This is a genomic window from Pseudooceanicola batsensis HTCC2597 (assembly GCF_000152725.1).
Lineage (GTDB): Bacteria > Pseudomonadota > Alphaproteobacteria > Rhodobacterales > Rhodobacteraceae > Pseudooceanicola > Pseudooceanicola batsensis.
Map to the genome: position 1 here is coordinate 3,127,648 of NZ_CH724131.1, position 15,181 is coordinate 3,142,828.

16 protein-coding genes are annotated in these 15,181 nt (G+C 68.4%); 1 reads left to right on the forward strand and 15 read right to left on the reverse strand.

Going from position 1 to position 15,181, the window contains the following annotated elements:
- Positions 1 to 217 precede the first annotated feature (217 nt).
- The 10 genes from dtd to OB2597_RS18955 all read right to left on the reverse strand — a co-directional run bounded on the left by dtd (position 218) and on the right by OB2597_RS18955 (position 8,556).
- On the reverse strand, positions 218 to 655 hold the full coding sequence (dtd, locus tag OB2597_RS18910; RefSeq protein WP_009807223.1) for a D-aminoacyl-tRNA deacylase: 438 nt from the start codon (positions 653 to 655) through the stop codon (positions 218 to 220).
- Positions 656 to 659: 4 nt separating this feature from the next.
- On the reverse strand, positions 660 to 1,376 hold the full coding sequence (locus tag OB2597_RS18915) for a nitroreductase (RefSeq protein WP_009807224.1): 717 nt from the start codon (positions 1,374 to 1,376) through the stop codon (positions 660 to 662).
- A gap of 3 nt (positions 1,377 to 1,379) precedes the next feature.
- Positions 1,380 to 2,468: a TFIIB-type zinc finger domain-containing protein gene (locus OB2597_RS18920; protein WP_009807225.1), complete on the reverse strand. Its 1,089-nt coding sequence runs from the start codon at positions 2,466 to 2,468 to the stop codon at positions 1,380 to 1,382.
- Between the two features lie 197 nt (positions 2,469 to 2,665).
- Positions 2,666 to 3,046, reverse strand: coding sequence for a nuclear transport factor 2 family protein (locus OB2597_RS18925; RefSeq protein WP_009807226.1), 381 nt, complete (start codon positions 3,044 to 3,046; stop codon positions 2,666 to 2,668).
- Positions 3,046 to 4,185, reverse strand: a complete 1,140-nt coding sequence (locus tag OB2597_RS18930) for an SPFH domain-containing protein (protein ID WP_009807227.1) — start codon at positions 4,183 to 4,185, stop codon at positions 3,046 to 3,048. Before OB2597_RS18930 ends, OB2597_RS18925 begins: the two co-directional genes overlap by 1 nt.
- Positions 4,186 to 4,200: 15 nt before the next feature.
- Positions 4,201 to 5,157 (reverse strand): DUF2927 domain-containing protein, encoded by a 957-nt coding sequence (locus OB2597_RS18935; RefSeq protein ID WP_009807228.1) that lies wholly within the window; start codon positions 5,155 to 5,157, stop codon positions 4,201 to 4,203.
- 22 nt (positions 5,158 to 5,179) lie between these two features.
- Complete coding sequence (locus OB2597_RS18940) at positions 5,180 to 6,379, reverse strand: toxic anion resistance protein (RefSeq protein WP_009807229.1); 1,200 nt, start codon at positions 6,377 to 6,379, stop codon at positions 5,180 to 5,182.
- 13 nt (positions 6,380 to 6,392) lie between these two features.
- A complete protein-coding gene (locus OB2597_RS18945) occupies positions 6,393 to 7,274 on the reverse strand; it encodes a 5-bromo-4-chloroindolyl phosphate hydrolysis family protein (protein WP_009807230.1) in 882 nt (293 codons plus the stop codon).
- The gene (locus OB2597_RS18950) at positions 7,274 to 7,474 is read right to left on the reverse strand and encodes a hypothetical protein (RefSeq protein WP_009807231.1); all 201 of its coding nucleotides are present in this window, start codon (positions 7,472 to 7,474) and stop codon (positions 7,274 to 7,276) included. The genes OB2597_RS18945 and OB2597_RS18950 overlap by 1 nt, the downstream gene beginning before the upstream one ends.
- Before the next feature lie 86 nt (positions 7,475 to 7,560).
- Positions 7,561 to 8,556 (reverse strand): pseudouridine synthase, encoded by a 996-nt coding sequence (locus OB2597_RS18955; RefSeq protein ID WP_009807232.1) that lies wholly within the window; start codon positions 8,554 to 8,556, stop codon positions 7,561 to 7,563.
- Between the two features lie 61 nt (positions 8,557 to 8,617).
- On the opposite strand from OB2597_RS18955, the gene OB2597_RS18960 reads away from it, so the two are divergent.
- The gene (locus OB2597_RS18960) at positions 8,618 to 9,073 is read left to right on the forward strand and encodes a nucleoside deaminase (protein WP_040609452.1); all 456 of its coding nucleotides are present in this window, start codon (positions 8,618 to 8,620) and stop codon (positions 9,071 to 9,073) included.
- A gap of 244 nt (positions 9,074 to 9,317) precedes the next feature.
- Here the strand turns inward: OB2597_RS18960 and OB2597_RS18965 are convergent, their stop codons facing one another.
- The 5 genes from OB2597_RS18965 to OB2597_RS18985 form a co-directional block, all read right to left on the reverse strand.
- Positions 9,318 to 10,757 (reverse strand): phosphomannomutase/phosphoglucomutase, encoded by a 1,440-nt coding sequence (locus OB2597_RS18965; RefSeq protein WP_407636180.1) that lies wholly within the window; start codon positions 10,755 to 10,757, stop codon positions 9,318 to 9,320.
- A gap of 220 nt (positions 10,758 to 10,977) precedes the next feature.
- Positions 10,978 to 12,738 (reverse strand): capsule polysaccharide transporter, encoded by a 1,761-nt coding sequence (locus OB2597_RS18970; RefSeq protein WP_009807235.1) that lies wholly within the window; start codon positions 12,736 to 12,738, stop codon positions 10,978 to 10,980.
- Entirely contained in the window at positions 12,716 to 13,375 is a 660-nt protein-coding gene (locus tag OB2597_RS18975; protein WP_009807236.1) for an ABC transporter ATP-binding protein, read from the reverse strand. The genes OB2597_RS18970 and OB2597_RS18975 overlap by 23 nt, the downstream gene beginning before the upstream one ends.
- Before the next feature lie 354 nt (positions 13,376 to 13,729).
- A complete protein-coding gene (locus tag OB2597_RS18980) occupies positions 13,730 to 14,782 on the reverse strand; it encodes a permease (RefSeq protein ID WP_009807237.1) in 1,053 nt (350 codons plus the stop codon).
- Positions 14,775 to 15,125: an ArsR/SmtB family transcription factor gene (locus OB2597_RS18985; RefSeq protein WP_009807238.1), complete on the reverse strand. Its 351-nt coding sequence runs from the start codon at positions 15,123 to 15,125 to the stop codon at positions 14,775 to 14,777. The genes OB2597_RS18980 and OB2597_RS18985 overlap by 8 nt, the downstream gene beginning before the upstream one ends.
- Between the last annotated feature and the right edge of the window lie 56 nt (positions 15,126 to 15,181).

Consider the following 15,181-nt stretch of genomic DNA (forward strand, 5'->3'; position numbering starts at 1 on the left):
AGCTCAGGATCACGATGACGATCACGACGATGCCGACGATATAGATGATGCGGTTCATGGAATGCTCCTTCCGTTCCGGTTCGAAGGACAACGACCCGGAACCGCATCGGGTTGCACGCGATCTGGACGCGGGCACCGGTTGCGGCCCGTCCGCCGGGCCGATCCCGCGCGTCCGTCCCCCGGCCAGACCGCCGCAGCGCCCCGCCGGAGACGCGCCTCAGACCTCCATCCAGATCGTCACCGGCCCGTCGTTGACCAGCGCGACCTGCATCTCCGCCCCGAACCGTCCGGTCTCGACGGCGATCCCGTGCCCGCGCAGCGCCTCGGCGAAATGCGCATAGAGATGCCGGCCCTCCTCCGGTGCGGCGGCGGCGGAGAATCCCGGCCGGTTCCCGCGCGAGGTATCCGCCGCCAGGGTGAACTGGCTGACCACCAGCGCCTGCCCGCCCGTATCGAGGATCGAGCGGTTCATCTTGCCGGCCTCGTCGTGGAATATTCGGCATTTCGAGACCTTGGCCGCCAGCGCCTGGGCATTGGCTTCGGTATCGCCGCGCATCGCGCAGACCAGGATCATCAGGCCGCTGCCACACCGGCCGATCACCGCACCGTCGACGCGGACTTCCGCTTCGGTGACGCGTTGCAGCACTGCGCGCATGGCCCTACGTCTCGCTTTCCGCCGGAGTGGGGCCGCGCGGATCGTCGTCCCGGCCACGCAGTTCCATGATCTCGGACAGCGGCGCCCGCCCGGTGCGGAAGGCGTTCGCCGGGTGGTTTTCCTCGGCCAGACCGAAGGAAATACCGCAAAGGATCAGACGGTCGTCGGGGATGACGAAATGCCGCCGGACCGCCTGCGACTGGAAGGCAATGGCAGCCTGCGGCACCGTCGCGATGCCGAGCGCCTGCGCGGCGAGGCAGAAGGCCATCACGAAGCCGCCGCAGTCCAGCGCGCCGTAGGTCCCCAGTTCCCTGCCCGAGGTCAGGATCGCCACATGCGGCGCCCCGAAGAGGCGGAAGTTCTCGAACGCCTGCCGGGCCGAGCCTTCGCGGTCGTCCCTGGTGACCCCGACCGCATCGTAGAGCTGCCAACCGCAGGTGCGCCGCCTCTCCCGGTGCAGGCCGGTATAGCCCTCGGGGCCGGGCACGTCCGGCTGCGGTGTCTCGTCCCGCGCGGCCTGCATCAGCGCCTGGCGGAAGGCCTCGGTCTCGTCGCCGCGGGTCACGATCACGTGCCAGGGCTGCGCGTTGCACCACGAGGGCGCGCGCCCCGCCGCGGTCACGATTTGCCGGATGAGGTCCTCCGGGATCGGGTCCGGCCGGAACCCGCGGCAGGAGAACCGCGCCGAAAGCAGATCGGTCAGGATGTCGTAGTCGCTCAAGGATCAGCCTCCGTTCAACGCGTAGATGTAGCCGACGATACCGGCCACGATCAGGCCCGCCAGGACCGCCAGCCCGATCTTCCACGGCGACCAGGGCCGCTCGCCCTGGACGCGGCCGGTCTGGCCGTTCACCACGAAGCGGTAGGTCTTGCCGCGGAACCTGTAGGCCGCCACCCAGACCGGCAGCAGCACGTGCTTGAAGGTCACGTCGCTCACCTGCGTCCGGATGTCGTGCACCCGCTGCCGGTCGCCGCCGATGTCGAACCGCACGTCCCGCGCGATGGTCCGGTCCATGATCGCGCGGGCCTCGGTATAGCCGTCGGTCAGCTCGACCTGATAGCCCTCGGCGCGGAAACCGGCCAGGAACTCGGGCGCATAGGGTTTCAGGTCCGACAGGTCCCAGGGTTCCAGCGCGTCGGTATATCTCTTGGGCAGCGATTTCGACGCCAGCACGAGGATGTCGTCGAAGAATCGCGCGACCCGCCCCGCGGCCGGCCGCCAGCGGATCTTCTGGCGCCGGATCTGCTCGGGCTTGCCGTCGCGCATCACGGTCTGGGTGACGTAATAGACCGTCCCGCGCTCGCCCCGATAGTCCGAGACCGTATTGGCGTCGAAGGTCCAGTAGGGCACGTAGATCCCGTCCATCCTGCGCCCCTTGCGGGCATAGTCCTTCAACCCGTTCGGGGCGAACCAGAGACGGCCCAGCCAGTCAGCCATCGCCCTATGCGCCTCCCGCTCGGTCAGCGCGAAGGGCAGGACGCCGCGCGGCTTGATATGCCGGTGAGTGCCGGTGTCGGTGACCACGGGTGTGGCGCAGAACGGGCATTCGCTGGCATGGGTATCGGCGTCGAACTCCACCTGCGCCCCGCAGTTGGGACATTGCGAGACGCGCGTCTCCTCGATCTCGGCTTCGGGCAGGCGGGCCTCGATGGCGGCGCGGAAATCCAGTTCCCGGATGCCGCCGCCCCAGGGGCCCGGTTCCTTCAGCTGTTCGGTATGCCCGCAGTGATCGCAGATCAGCTTGCCCTCGGCCGGGGCGTAGCGATAATCCGCGCCGCAGTTGGGGCAGGGGAAACGATGGTCTTCGGTCATGGCTCACACTGGGTGGTTCGGGGCCACGCTAGTGCGCGGGCCGGGGAAGGTGAACCGCTTTTGCGATCCGGGCGCGGCCCGTTGCCCGGGGGGCCTCCTCGGGCCGCGTCGGAGGTTCTGCAACGGAAGGTCCCCGGATCAGGTCCGAGGATGACTGCAGCTCGTGCATGTCCGGGCGCAAGCGCCCTGCGCCGCGATCACGAACCCTTGACCGGATGGCGAAAGCTGACCAGTTGCGCGATCTTTTTGCACGAGGCGGTGGTGAACCGGATCACGTGACAGAAGAGCCATTCGCTCTCTCCCATAGCGTAGCGCCCCGAGACCGAGCCGCTCCGCCCATGCGTCACGACCTGGTCGACGTCGATCCGATCGGGCGCGGCCTCGCTCCGCAGGGCCGAGAGGATCCGTGCCCGCCCCGACAGCGCCCCGCCGGGCCTCTCCCACACCGCGTTTTCGGCCAACAGGTCGGGGGCCAGCGTCCCGGCGCCCATAAGTGCCAGCGCGATGTCCTGCGCCCGCGCATTCTTCGGAGAATTGCCGCAGTCGCCCGAGGTGACGACCTCCGGTCCGTCCCCCATCACCCGGCCGGCGGCGGAGGCGGCGGCGGCGGGGGCATCACGGTGAAGAGCTGCGCCAGTTCCTGCACGTCCTCGGCCCGCTTCCAGCCGTCCTGGCCGGCGGTCCACACCAGCGTGTCGCGGCTCAGCCCGCCCTCGGTCACCATGCGCCCGAGACGCGCCTTCGAGAACGGACCCCGCGTCTCGCCGTTCTCGGCGATGTGCCAGACATGTTCCACCGGAGGCGGCGGCGGCGCGGGTGCGGCGGCAGGCTGCGGCGCGCTCTGCGGCCGGGCGCCCCAGGGGCCCTGCTGCGCCATCTGGTTGGCCATCGCCATGCCCATCCCCATGCCGAGCCCGGCGCCGATTCCTCCGTCCCCGCCCGGGTTCTTCGCGGCGGCGGTCATCGCCTCGGCGGTCGAGAACTGCGTGTACTTGTTCAGATCGCCGACGATGCCCATCGAGGTCCGCTTGTCCATCACCTCCTCGACCGCCGGCGGGAGCGAGATGTTCTCGATGTAGAGCTCGGGCAGTTCCAGCCCGTATTCCGTGATGGTCCCGCTGATCTCCCTGGCCACCAGCTTGCCCAGATCCGCGGTGTTCGCCGCCATGTCGAGAACCGGGATCCCCGAACTCGCGATCACGCGGCTGAACTCCTGCACGATGATGTTGCGGATCTGAAAGCTGATCTCGTCCATCGTGAATTCGCCGTCGGTCCCCACGATCTCGACCAGGAACCGCCCCGGATCGGTCACGCGGACGGAATAGGTGCCGAAGGCGCGCAGCCGCACCGGCCCGAATTCGGGATCGCGTGCCATGATCGGGTTCTTGGTGCCCCACTTGAGATTGGTGAAGCGGTTGGTCGAAACGAAATAGACCTCGGACTTGAAGGGCGAGCGGAAGCCGTGGTCCCAGTGCTGCAGCGAGGTCATGATCGGCATGTTGTTCGTTTCGAGCATGTAGAGTCCGGGCGTGAACACGTCCGCCAGCTGCCCCTCGTGCACGAACACCGCCGACTGGCCCTCCCGCACGGTCAGCTTGGCGCCGTACTTGATCTCGTGCCCCTCGCGCTCGAACCGCCAGACCAGCGTGTCGCGCGTGTCGTCCGTCCAGTGGATAACGTCGATGAACTGTCCGCTCAGGAAATCCAGAATGCCCATGTCAAACTCCTTCTCTTAACCCTCTCCGCCGACCAGCTCCCGTGCCAGGTCCCGCACGATCGGCCGCGCCTCGTCGGCGCTCATTCCCGGGGACAGGCGCGGATCGTAGAGCATCTTCAGCAGCATCTCGTCATGCGTCGTCAGCAGGGCGAATTCGTCGTCGTCGTTGAAAATCGACGGTCGCGCGCGCGGGCTGTCGTTGGCCAGGCCCAGCCCCTGCGCCATCTCCTCGTGATAGCAGCTCTGCCGGACGAGGTCCGGATGTTCGGCCCGTACCAGTGCTATGGCGCGGGCGTAGGAATGGGCGCCGCCGTCCTGCGAGAAGGCAACGACGAGGCAGTGGATCGCCCGCGGCAGCCGCTGGAAGATCGACAGGGAGGTCGCCGATATGTCCGGGACCAGCTGCCGGACCCTGCGAACCACGTGGTCGCGATCGTCCTCGCCCATCACCAGCACGTGGAAATTCGGCCGTGCCGGGGTCAGGCTGATCGGGTGGCCCGTCAGCCGCGCCAGGCGGGTGGTATACTCGCGGACCGTGGCCCCGTCGGTGGCGCGAATCGCCTCGGGCACCGAGGGGCCGAACTCGACCGCGATCCGCACCGGACCCGGCCAGCGCCGCAGCCGGGCCGGGGCGCCGCCGCTGCCGCGCAGGCCGCCGCCCCGCACGTATTCGTCGTAAAAGACGATCTGTTCGAAATTCTCGGCTAGTTCCCGGGCGGTGAAGGGCGTGTCGATCCCGCCGCCATCCGTCCTCAGCAGGCCCTGCGCGAGGAGATCGGCCTGGAACGCCGCGTAGTAGGTGCCGAGCGCCCGGCTGCCGGGCGAGCGTTCCGGCGGCTCCGGCGGGGGCGGGGACACCGCCGCCGCCGGCCGCGCCTGCGGCTTGAGCGTCGAGGGCTGGTCGATCATGTCGCATCCGGCCAGCATTGCCAGCGCCGCCATGGCCGAGAGCAGCCGTCTCGTCATCATCATCTTCGCCCTCCGGCCCCCGGCTTCAGGATTTGGGCACTGCCGTCGCCATGGCGTCGCCGGTCCCGTCCTTGCGTGCCTTGGCCGAGGCCAGCGTGTCGCGCAGGTCGGCCTCCATCTTCCTGAGGTCCTCCTCGGCGGCGGCGCGCCTTGCCTTGCCCTCGTCGGCGATTTGCAGACTCTCTTCGATCGTGCCGATCAGGTCGGCATTGGCCTGCTTGACGGCCTCGATATCGAAGACGCCGCGCTCCATCTCCTGGCGGATCACCTTGTTGCTCTCGCGCAGGTTCTTGGCATTCGCGGTCAGCAGCTCGTTCGTGAGGTCGTTCGCCTCCCGCACGGCCGAGGCGGCCTCGGCCGAGCGCTGGATCGTCACCGCCTGCGCCAGCTGCGTCTCCCACAGGGGCACGGTGTTGACGAGCGTCGAATTGATCTTGGTCACCAGCGACTTGTCGTTCTCCTGCACCAGCCGGATCGAGGGCAGGGACTGCATCGTCACCTGTCGCGTCAGCTTGAGGTCATGGACCCGGCGCTCCAGATCGTCGCGCGCGGCGCGCAGGTCGCGCAACTCCTGTGCCTTCATCACCTGTTCGCCCTCGGGCGCGGCGTTGACCTCGGCCTCCTTCGCCGGGATGTCCGTCTCGTCCAGAGCCTTCAGCTTTTCCTCGCCCGCCGCGATGTAGATCGCCAGTTCGTCGTAGAAGGTCAGCGTCTTCTCGTAGAGCAGGTCGAGCGACTTGATATCCTTGAGCAGCTTGTGCTCGTGCTGCAGCAGGTCCTCGGTCACGTGGTCGATCTGGTCCTGGACCTCTTCGAACCGGGCGGTGAACTTGGCGAAGGGGGCGGCGCGGCCCAGGAGCTTTTCCCAGAAGCTGCGTTCGCGGCGCACGTCCAGTTCCGAGACCGAGAAGCCCCGGATCGTGGTCACGATGTTGCGCAGGCTGTCCCCGGCAGGGCCCACGTCCTTGTTGCGCACGTCCTGCAGCATCGCCTGGGAGATCGTCTGCAACTCGGCCTGCGCGCCGGACCCGAACCGCACGATCGAGCCGGTGTCGGTCATGTCCAGTTCTTCCATCCGCCTGCGGATCTCGGCGCCCGTCGGCGCGTCCGCCTCTGCCAGCGGCACCAGCGCATTCGCCGGTTTCGGTTCGGGGAGGGTCACGGCGGTCACGTCCTCCACTTCCTTCAGCGCCTTTTCCGCTTCGGCACGAATGTTCTGGGACATATCACTTTCTCCACTATTCCGGGCGCACGCCCTCACGCTGCAATCTCTCCCGCAGCACCTCGATCTCCACGGTCATGTCGGTGCTGGTGTCAGACAACAACTTTTCGGTCCGCGCGGCAAAGTTCTTCTCGAGATCGGCAAGAAGCGCCTCGTAATCGGCCCGCGCCTTCGGGTCGCTGGTCCGGGCGTAGAGATCCGCGAACTTGATCGACGCGTCCCGGGCCCCCATCAGGTAGACGCCAAGGAACTTGCGTGCCGCGGTCAGGTCGCGCGGGTCATCCTCGACCGTGCGGATCATCTCGTGTGCGGTGGCCTCGAAGGCCGCCACCCGTCCCGACAGGGCGCGGTCGCGCAGGGCGGCGATGTGCTCGCGCATGGTGGCCAGGTAGTCTTCGGCCTGGTCGACGACGCGGGCGACGCGATCCTGCTGGAAGGTATCGACGCCCTCCATCGACTTGTTCCGCAGTGGATCGAAACCGAACGCGCCCAGGTGCAGCGCACCCGCGATCACGCCGTAAAGCGCCGAGGACAGGATGTCCGACCCGTGAACGGAGGTCGCGAGCACTGTTCCCGCGCCGACAGCGACCGAGCCCAGCATCTTGCGCGGCAGCGCCGGGCGCCGGGCCACCTTGCGCTCATGATAGGCGGCCTCGGCGCGCAGCCCTTCGCGCGTGAGCCAGGCTGCCAGCGTCCAGAGCCCCGCCCCCACGAGGCCGAGCGCCAGCCCGACCGCGCCGCTTCCGAAGGACATCACCGCGAGCAGCGCGGGGGGCAGGAACAGGATGTTGCAACGCGCACCGGCCGGGTCCGGCCGGGCCTGCACCCGCCGGGGTGGCGGGGCACCGGTCGGCGCCTTGCCGTTCGGGCTGTATTCTCCGCCGAAACGCTGTGCCATCACTCGGCCCCCAGCCAACCGGCGGCCACGCCCGTCATCACCGCGATCAGAAGACCGTAGGCGGCCTTCTGGATCGCGCTGGTGCGCCGCGCAGGCTCGGGCCCGGAGGCGGAAGAGGGCCGGGCGAACGCCGCCGCGATCAGCGAGGCGGCCGCCACCACGGCGGCGATCAGGACCAGAACAAGAATCAACCGCGACATCGCCTTCTCCACCTTCGGTCACGCCGCAAACATAGGTGCCCGCACCCTCCAGCGCCACCCCGCATCGGTTCCCACCCGGATGTCCGTCAGTCCTTTTTGCGGCGCCGCCGTGTGACGTGCGGCCTGGGTCGCGCCTTTCCCGAGCCATCCGGCCCCGGCGGCTTTCCGCGCGGTTTGGGCCGGGTCTCCCAAGGCGCCTCCGGGACGGGTGCATCCGGTGTCCGGCCGCCGCCGGAGGTCTTGCCCCCGGTCCTGGCGCGCACCTTGTCCCGTGTCTTTGTCTCCGGGCCCGTGCGCTGTCCCGCGCGGCTCCGCTTCGGGCGTGGCGCGTCGGCCTCCGCATCGTCGAGCCCCAGCTGGTCCCGCATCACGCGCCGCCGCACCTCCTCGACTGCGCCGGGCGCCAGCGGTCCCAGCTGGAAGGGACCGTAGGAGATCCGGATCAGCCGGTTCACGCTGAGCCCGATACTCTCCATCGCGCGGCGGATCTCGCGGTTCTTGCCTTCGCGCAGCCCCACGGTCAGCCAGGCGTTCGCCCCCTGCTGCCGGTCCAGCGTGACCTGCATCGGCTGGAATATCTCGCGGTCCACCACCACGCCCTCGCGCAGAGGGGCCAGCGTCGCGTCGGTCGGGGTGCCCTTGACCCGCACCCGGTAGCGCCGCAGCCAGCCGGTGGATGGCAGCTCCAGCCGCCGCTTGATCCCGCCGTCATTGGTCAGCAGCAGCAGCCCCTCGGAATTGAGGTCGAGCCGCCCCACCGACATGACCCGGGGCATGTCCTCGGGCAGATCGTCGAAGATCGTCGGACGGCCCTGGTCGTCCTTGTGCGTCGTCACCAGTCCCGGCGGCTTGTGATAGAGCCACAGCCGCGCCGGCTCGGGCGCGTCGAGCGGCCGGCCGTCCACCTCGATCCGGGCCCTGGCGGTGACGTTCAGCGCGGGACTGTCGATCACAGTGCCGTCGACGCTGATCCGCCCCTCGGCGATCATGCGCTCGGCCTCGCGGCGCGAGGCGACGCCGGCGCGGGCCAGCACCTTGGCGATCCGGTCTCCGGCGGGTGGTTTCTCGGGCGGTTTGCTCATGCCCCCGCCATACCCGCTTTCCCGCGCTTGCGGAAGCGGGGAAGGTGCGGCAATGAAAGCCATGCCCTTCACCTCATTCATGCATCTCGCCCTGGACGAGGCCCGCGCCGCCGCCGCGCGGGGCGAGGTGCCCGTGGGCGCCGTTCTCGTCTCGCCGGGCGGAGAGGTGGTCGCGCGCGACGGCAACCGGACGCGGGAGAAGGCCGATCCCTCGGCCCATGCCGAGATGCTGGTGATCCGCGCCGCCTGTGCCGCCGCCGGGTCGGAACGCCTGCCGGGCCACGACCTCTATGTCACGCTGGAACCCTGTCCGATGTGCGCCGCCGTGATCGGCGCCGCCCGCATCGCCCGGCTCTATTACGGCGCGGCGGATCCCAAGTCCGGCGGGCTGGGGCAGGGGCCGCGGATCTTCACTCATCCCCAGTGCCACCACGTGCCCGAGGTCTACGACGGCATCGGGGCGCGCGAAGCCGAGGACCTGCTGAAAGGCTTCTTCCGCGACCGGCGCGGGCCCTGACCGCCTGGCCTCGGGACATGTCCGGCCGGGCGGCACAACGCGCGGCGGTGCCGACGGCAGGTGCGGCCAGACACCCGGGCCGATTTCCGAAACGCGGATCCGGGGGATCGGCCGATGGCGCGGTTGGCTGGTGGCTGACCCGGCCCGACCATGGCCGCCGTCGCAGAGCACCCGGCCGGGCGCAAGAAAACGGCCCGCGCGACAAGCCTTTCGCGCGGGCCGTTCCGTTTCCGAAAGAAACCCCTCAGAACGTCTGGTCGTATTCGCCCACGCCCGGTTCGGTCCGGATCACCGTGTCGATCTCGTTGAAGATCGCGCGCAGTTCCTCTTCGCTGTCCGAGCTTTCGCAGACCACCACCAGGTTCGGCGTGTTGGACGAGGCCCGCACCAGCCCCCACGACCCGTTGTCCAGGATCACACGCGCACCGTTCACCGTCACGACCTCCTTGATGGGGCGGCCGGCGAAGGTCTCGCCCGCATCCGCCTTGGCGACCAGCTTTTCCACCAGCCGGTCGAGAATGTCGTATTTCTCGGTGTCCGCTGCATAGGGCGACATGGTCGGCGTCGACCAGGTCATCGGCAGGGCCTTGCGCAGGTCCGACATCTTCATGTCCGGGTTGCGGTCCATCAGCTTGCAGATCTCGACCGCCACGCGCATCCCGTCGTCATATCCGCGGCCCACGGGCTCGGCCATGAAATAGTGGCCGGACTTCTCGAACCCGGCGAGCGCGCCCAGTTCGTGCACCCGCCGCTTCATGTGGCTGTGGCCCGTCTTCCAGTAATCCGCCTTGACCCCGTTGGCCTGCAGCTCGGGATCGCTGGCGAACAGCCCGGTCGATTTCACATCCGCCACGAAGGTCGAGCCGGGGTAGATCTTGCTGAGGTCGCGGGCCATGATCACGCCCACCTTGTCGGCGAAGATCTCCTCGCCCTCGTCGTCCACCACGCCACAGCGGTCGCCGTCCCCGTCGAACCCGAGCGCCATGTCCGCCCCGCTTGCCCGGACGCTGTCGGCCATGTCGTGCAGCATCTCCATCGCCTCGGGGTTGGGGTTGTAGTTGGGGAAGGTGTAGTCGAGCGTGTTGTGGCTATCGACCACCTCGACCCCGATCCGGCGGAACACCTCGGGCGCGAAGGCCGCCGCGGTGCCGTTGCCGGTGGCGCAGACCACCTTGAGCTTGCGGGACATTCTGAAATCCCCCACGAGGTCCTCGATATAGGCGTTCCACACCCCGTCCACGAATTCGTAGGAGCCGCCGGGCGCGGCCTCGCCCTGGCCCTCGAGCACGATTTCCTTCAGCTCGCCCATCTCGTCCGGCCCGTGGGTCAGCGGCATGGCGAACCCCATCTTCACGCCCGTCCAGCCGTTGGGATTGTGCGAGGCGGTGACCATCGCCACCCCCGGCACGTCCAGATGAAAGGACGAGAAATAGGCCATCGGCGTGATGCAGGGGCCGATGTCCTTGACCCGGATGCCGGCCTGCATCAGCCCGATGATCAGCGCGTTCTTGATGGCCAGCGAATAGTCGCGATAGTCGTTGCCGACCGCGATCACCGGCTCGACCCCGCGCCGGCGCATCTGTGTCCCCAGCCCGAGGCCGAGCGCCGTCATCCCCGGCAGATTGATCTCGTCCGGGTATTTCCACCGCGCATCGTATTCGCGGAAGCCCGTCGGCTTGATCATCGGGGCGCGCAGGAAGTCCCAGGTGTTCGGCGTCACGTCGGCAATCGGTCTGGTCACGTCAATCTCTCTTCTCTTGGCTGCGGGCCGGGGCGCCCGCGGAATCGTTGCATGAATGCAGGATGGATGTAACGGCTTCTTGCCGCGGGGTCAGGTCCGAACCGTCTTTGCCCCCGCGCGATGCACGTCGCCGCCCGCTCCTGCTCGTTTTCCCGGCTGCGGCTCAGGTCGAGACCTGTTCGCGCAGGATCGAGGCGGTCAGCGAGATCATCAGGTACACGCCGGACAGGATCAGAAGCGCCAGGACCGTATTCTCGAACTTGCGCGGGTAGGTGGGATCCTGCGCCGCCACCGGGTTCACCGATGTGGTGAGGTAGCGCACCTGCCGGTTCGCTTCCAGTTCGGTCTGCTTTTCGTTCTGCAGCGCCGACTGCAGGAACAGGTCCGCCGTGGCGAGATCGGCCTGCGCCATCTGTACACGCGCCGCCTTTTCCGCCAGCGAGGTCTCGCCCGTGGTGGCGTCGGTCATCTTGCCGTTCAGCTCGTCCAGCAGCGCGCTGAGCCGGCCGATGTCGCCGCGCACGCCGTCGACCTTGGCTTCGTTCGGCCGGCGGTTGTCCAGCAGCGCCTGAAGCTGCAGCTCCTTTTCCTGCAACTGCACCTCGTAATTCGAGATCTGCGTGCGGAGCGAGGCGATATAGCCCTCGGGATCGACAAAGTTGTCCTCCTGCAGCCTCACCAGCGCCTCCTGCGCCTCGCGCCTCTCCTCCTTGGCACGTTCCAGGCTCTCGCGCGCGGTGCGCATCCCGTCCTCGCGCTTGCGGCGCGACAGCTCGTCCACCCGTTCCTCGGCATAGGTGATCAGGTGCTCGGCGAACTGCGCCGAGATGGCCGGATCGGCGGCCGAGACCTCCATCCGGATCACCCCCTCGGTCGGGTCGTAGCTGATCTTCACGTATTTCTTGTAGAGGCTGTAGGCCTCTTCGTTCGAAGGCGCGCTCTCCAACCGCTGGATCGGGTCGATCCAGTCCTGGCTGAAATGCGCCTTGAAGCCCATGTCGTCGTCCAGACGGATCATCGCATCCTTGGATTGCAGGTAGCTCTGCACCGCGATGGCGTCCTGGTTGGTCGCGAACTGCGTCCCCTGAAGCAAACCGCCGATCCCCGACCCGCCCTGGTTGTCGGCCTGCAGGATCAGGAACTCGGCCTTGCTGGCATACATCGGGGTGGCGACGACGTAGAAGTAATAGCCCGCCAGGATCGCCGGCGCGAAGACGAAGAACGACAGCCGCGTGAACAGCAGGAGAAGCCGCCGCCGGCGCCGCCGCGCGATGTCGCGCTGGATGTCCATGATCTCCTTCGCGCGCCGCTCCGCCGGGTTGACCTCGGTCGAGGGCAGGTTGGCCTGATCCAGCGGCGTGGTGCGCGGCAGGCGCTGGTCCGCCCGGGCCGGAAGTTTGGCCTTGTCCGGTCCGGTCTCGCCCCCCGCGCCGCCCGCGGCGGACCCGGGGACCACCAGTTCCAGCATGTTGGTCGGCTTGAACGGGTCGATCCCCCGCGCCCGCAACTGCCGCACCGCGTCGAAATCCGAGGTGGGCGCAAGACCGTGCTTCTGCGCCACTCGCCGCGCCATGCGCAACTGCCGGCCGGTCAGCCCCTCCTGGCGGATCGCGTCGATGTCGGTTTCCGACCGCACCTCCTGCGGCGACGCGACTTCGCCCGCGCGCGTGGCCGGCGTCTCCTGCGCGGCGTCCCCCGTCGTCTCCTCCGGCGCCTGTTCCGGGGCGCGCGAGGTCCGGCCCTCCTTCAGGGCCGCGAGGGCCGCCGCCCTGCGCCGGGCCACGTCCGAGATCGAGGGATCGGGAACGGCCCCATCCTCGGCGGGTTGCGCCCCGGGCGTCTCGCCGGTGCGGGGCGTCTGCCCGCCGTCGCCCGAGCCGTTGCGCCGGATACGGAATTTCCTAGCCTTGGGTTTCGTAGTCATAGAGCTGTTTCGCTTCTTCCAAGGTATCGAACATGAACAACTGGCCGCCCATCAGCACGGCGGCCTCGCTCGCGAATTTCTGCAGCACGTCGGGCTGGTGCGACACGATGATGACGGTCGTGGTGCGCAACCGCTCGCGCAGAATATCGCCCGCCTTGCGGTTGAATTCCACATCCGTCGAGGACGGCATGCCCTCGTCGATCAGGTACATGTCGAAATCCAGCGCCAGCATCAGCGAGAACGAGAACCGCGCCCGCATCCCCGAGGAATAGGTGCCGAGCGGCTGGTCGAAATATTCCCCCAGCCCGCAGAGCCAGCGGCAGTAGGCCTCGACATAGTCGGGGTCGAGCCCGTAGACCCGTGCGATATAGCGTGAGTTCTCCATGGCCGAGTGCTTGTTCACCACGCCCCCCATGAAGCCGAGCGGAAAGGAGATGCGGCAGCCGCGCCGGATCTCGCCCTCGTCGGGTTTTTCCAGGCCTGCCATCATGTTGATCAGCGTCGTCTTGCCCGTGCCGTTGGGTGCGAGAATGCCCAGGGACCGGCCGAGCTCCACCCGGAAGGAGACCTTGTCGAGGATCACCTTGTGCTGAGTGCCGGTCCAGAAGGACTTGCTGACATTCTCGAATTCGAGCATCGCTCGCTCCGGATCTGCTCACCCGCACGCCTTGGCGGAATTTGGTTAACGGCGTCTTGTTTCCGCCAATATGGCGGATTTATCCGGCTCATGCCAAGGAAAGACGTTCATTTGAGGGCAAAATCATCCCCATCCGGGACGCGGGGCGCGCCGAAGGTCGCGGGTTCTGAGGCCGGATGTCGTGCCCCGGGTGCGGGGTGGCATGCCGGTCGGCCTCGCGATCCGTGCGTGCCGGCGCTACCCGGCGTGACCGTCACGTGCGGAGAGGGGGCCTGGTGCGCGAAGCGGGACGTCAGGCGCGCAGAACCTTTCGCGGGCCACCCCGCCGAGCACGGCGGTCTGGTGCCGCCGCCGTCAGCCGATCGTCGGCGCGGCGAGCGACCAGGCGACCCCGGCGGCGAGCGCCCCGATCATCGCCAGCCCCACATAGGCCCCGAAGACCCGCGGCTTGACCAGCGCCCAGACCGCCACGGCCGCTGGGATGCAGGTAACGCCGCCGGCCACGACAAAGGACATGGCTGCGCCCGGCGCCATCCCCTGCGTCAGCAGGCCGTCGACCAGCTGGACCGCCGCATAGCCGTTCAGATAGGCGGGCGCCCCGACGACCGCCCCCAGCAGGATCGGCATGAATCCGGTGCCGCCCAGAAGGCCGGCGATCCAGTCGGCCGGGACGTAGGTCAGCATCAGCGACTCGATCAGATAGGCGAGGACCAGCCATTTGAGAAGGAACAGGGCGTTGTCGGTGACGGCCTCGCGGAACGTGTCGCGCCGCTCGGCGTCGGTCCAGAACTTCCAGACCGGACGCCCCGAGAACGGCGCCTTGACGCCACAGCAGCCGCCCACCTTGGGCTTTTCGCGCAGCGGATCGGCGAAGACCGGCGACCGCTTGGCCAGCATCGCCACGAAGCCGCCCAGCAGCCCCACGCCGACCGCCGCGATGGTCTTGCCGACCGCGAAGGGCAGGCCGAGCGACCCGGCGGTGACCGCGAACATCGCCGGGTCCATCAGGGGCGAGGCCAGCCAGAAGGCCATCACCGCCGAGAGGGGCGTTCCGACGGCCAGCAGCGCCGCGATGAAGGGGATCACCTCGCAGGAACAGAAGGGCGAGAGCCCGCCCAGCACCGCGGCCATGACGATCATCCGGGTCTCGCGGCCCTCGAAGGCCCGGGCGAGCGTCGCCTCCGCCCCCGAGGCCTTGAGGTATCCGATCGCCAGCACCGCGACCAGGATGATCGGCGCCGTATGCCCGAGCGCCCCCGCCGCGAACCCGACCGACGGCCAGAGCTGCGCCGGATCCAGCAGCATCAGCCCCAGCAGGATCAGCGCGCTCGCCAGCCAGGCTTTGTCGGTCCGTCTCCAGATCTGTCCCAGACCGCCCGGTGTGCCGTGGGTTTGCGTGTCAGCCATGATCATGTCCTTCGGGTGTGATGTCGGGGGCCGCGTCCGCGCAGCATTCGCGCAGCAGGAAGCCGGCGAGATCCCGCAGCTCCTCGTAGGCGACCGCGGCGCAGATGATGCTGCGGCCCTGCTTCTCCTGCCGCACGAGACCCGCCTGCGCCAGGATCTTCATGTGGTGCGTCAGGGTCGAGCCGGTGATCCCCGTCCGCTCTCCGAGCTGGCCGATGGTCACGCCCCCGGGCCCGGCCCGCACGAGGGTCCGAAGCACCGTCAGCCGCTGCTCGCTCCCCAGGGCGGCAAAGGTCGAGGCAGCCTGTTCCAGCCGCAGGTCCGTGTCGGAAATCATTTTCATGATTCTAGAAGTATCGAATCGGCGGCGGCCACGCAAGGACATTTCGCCAACCCTCG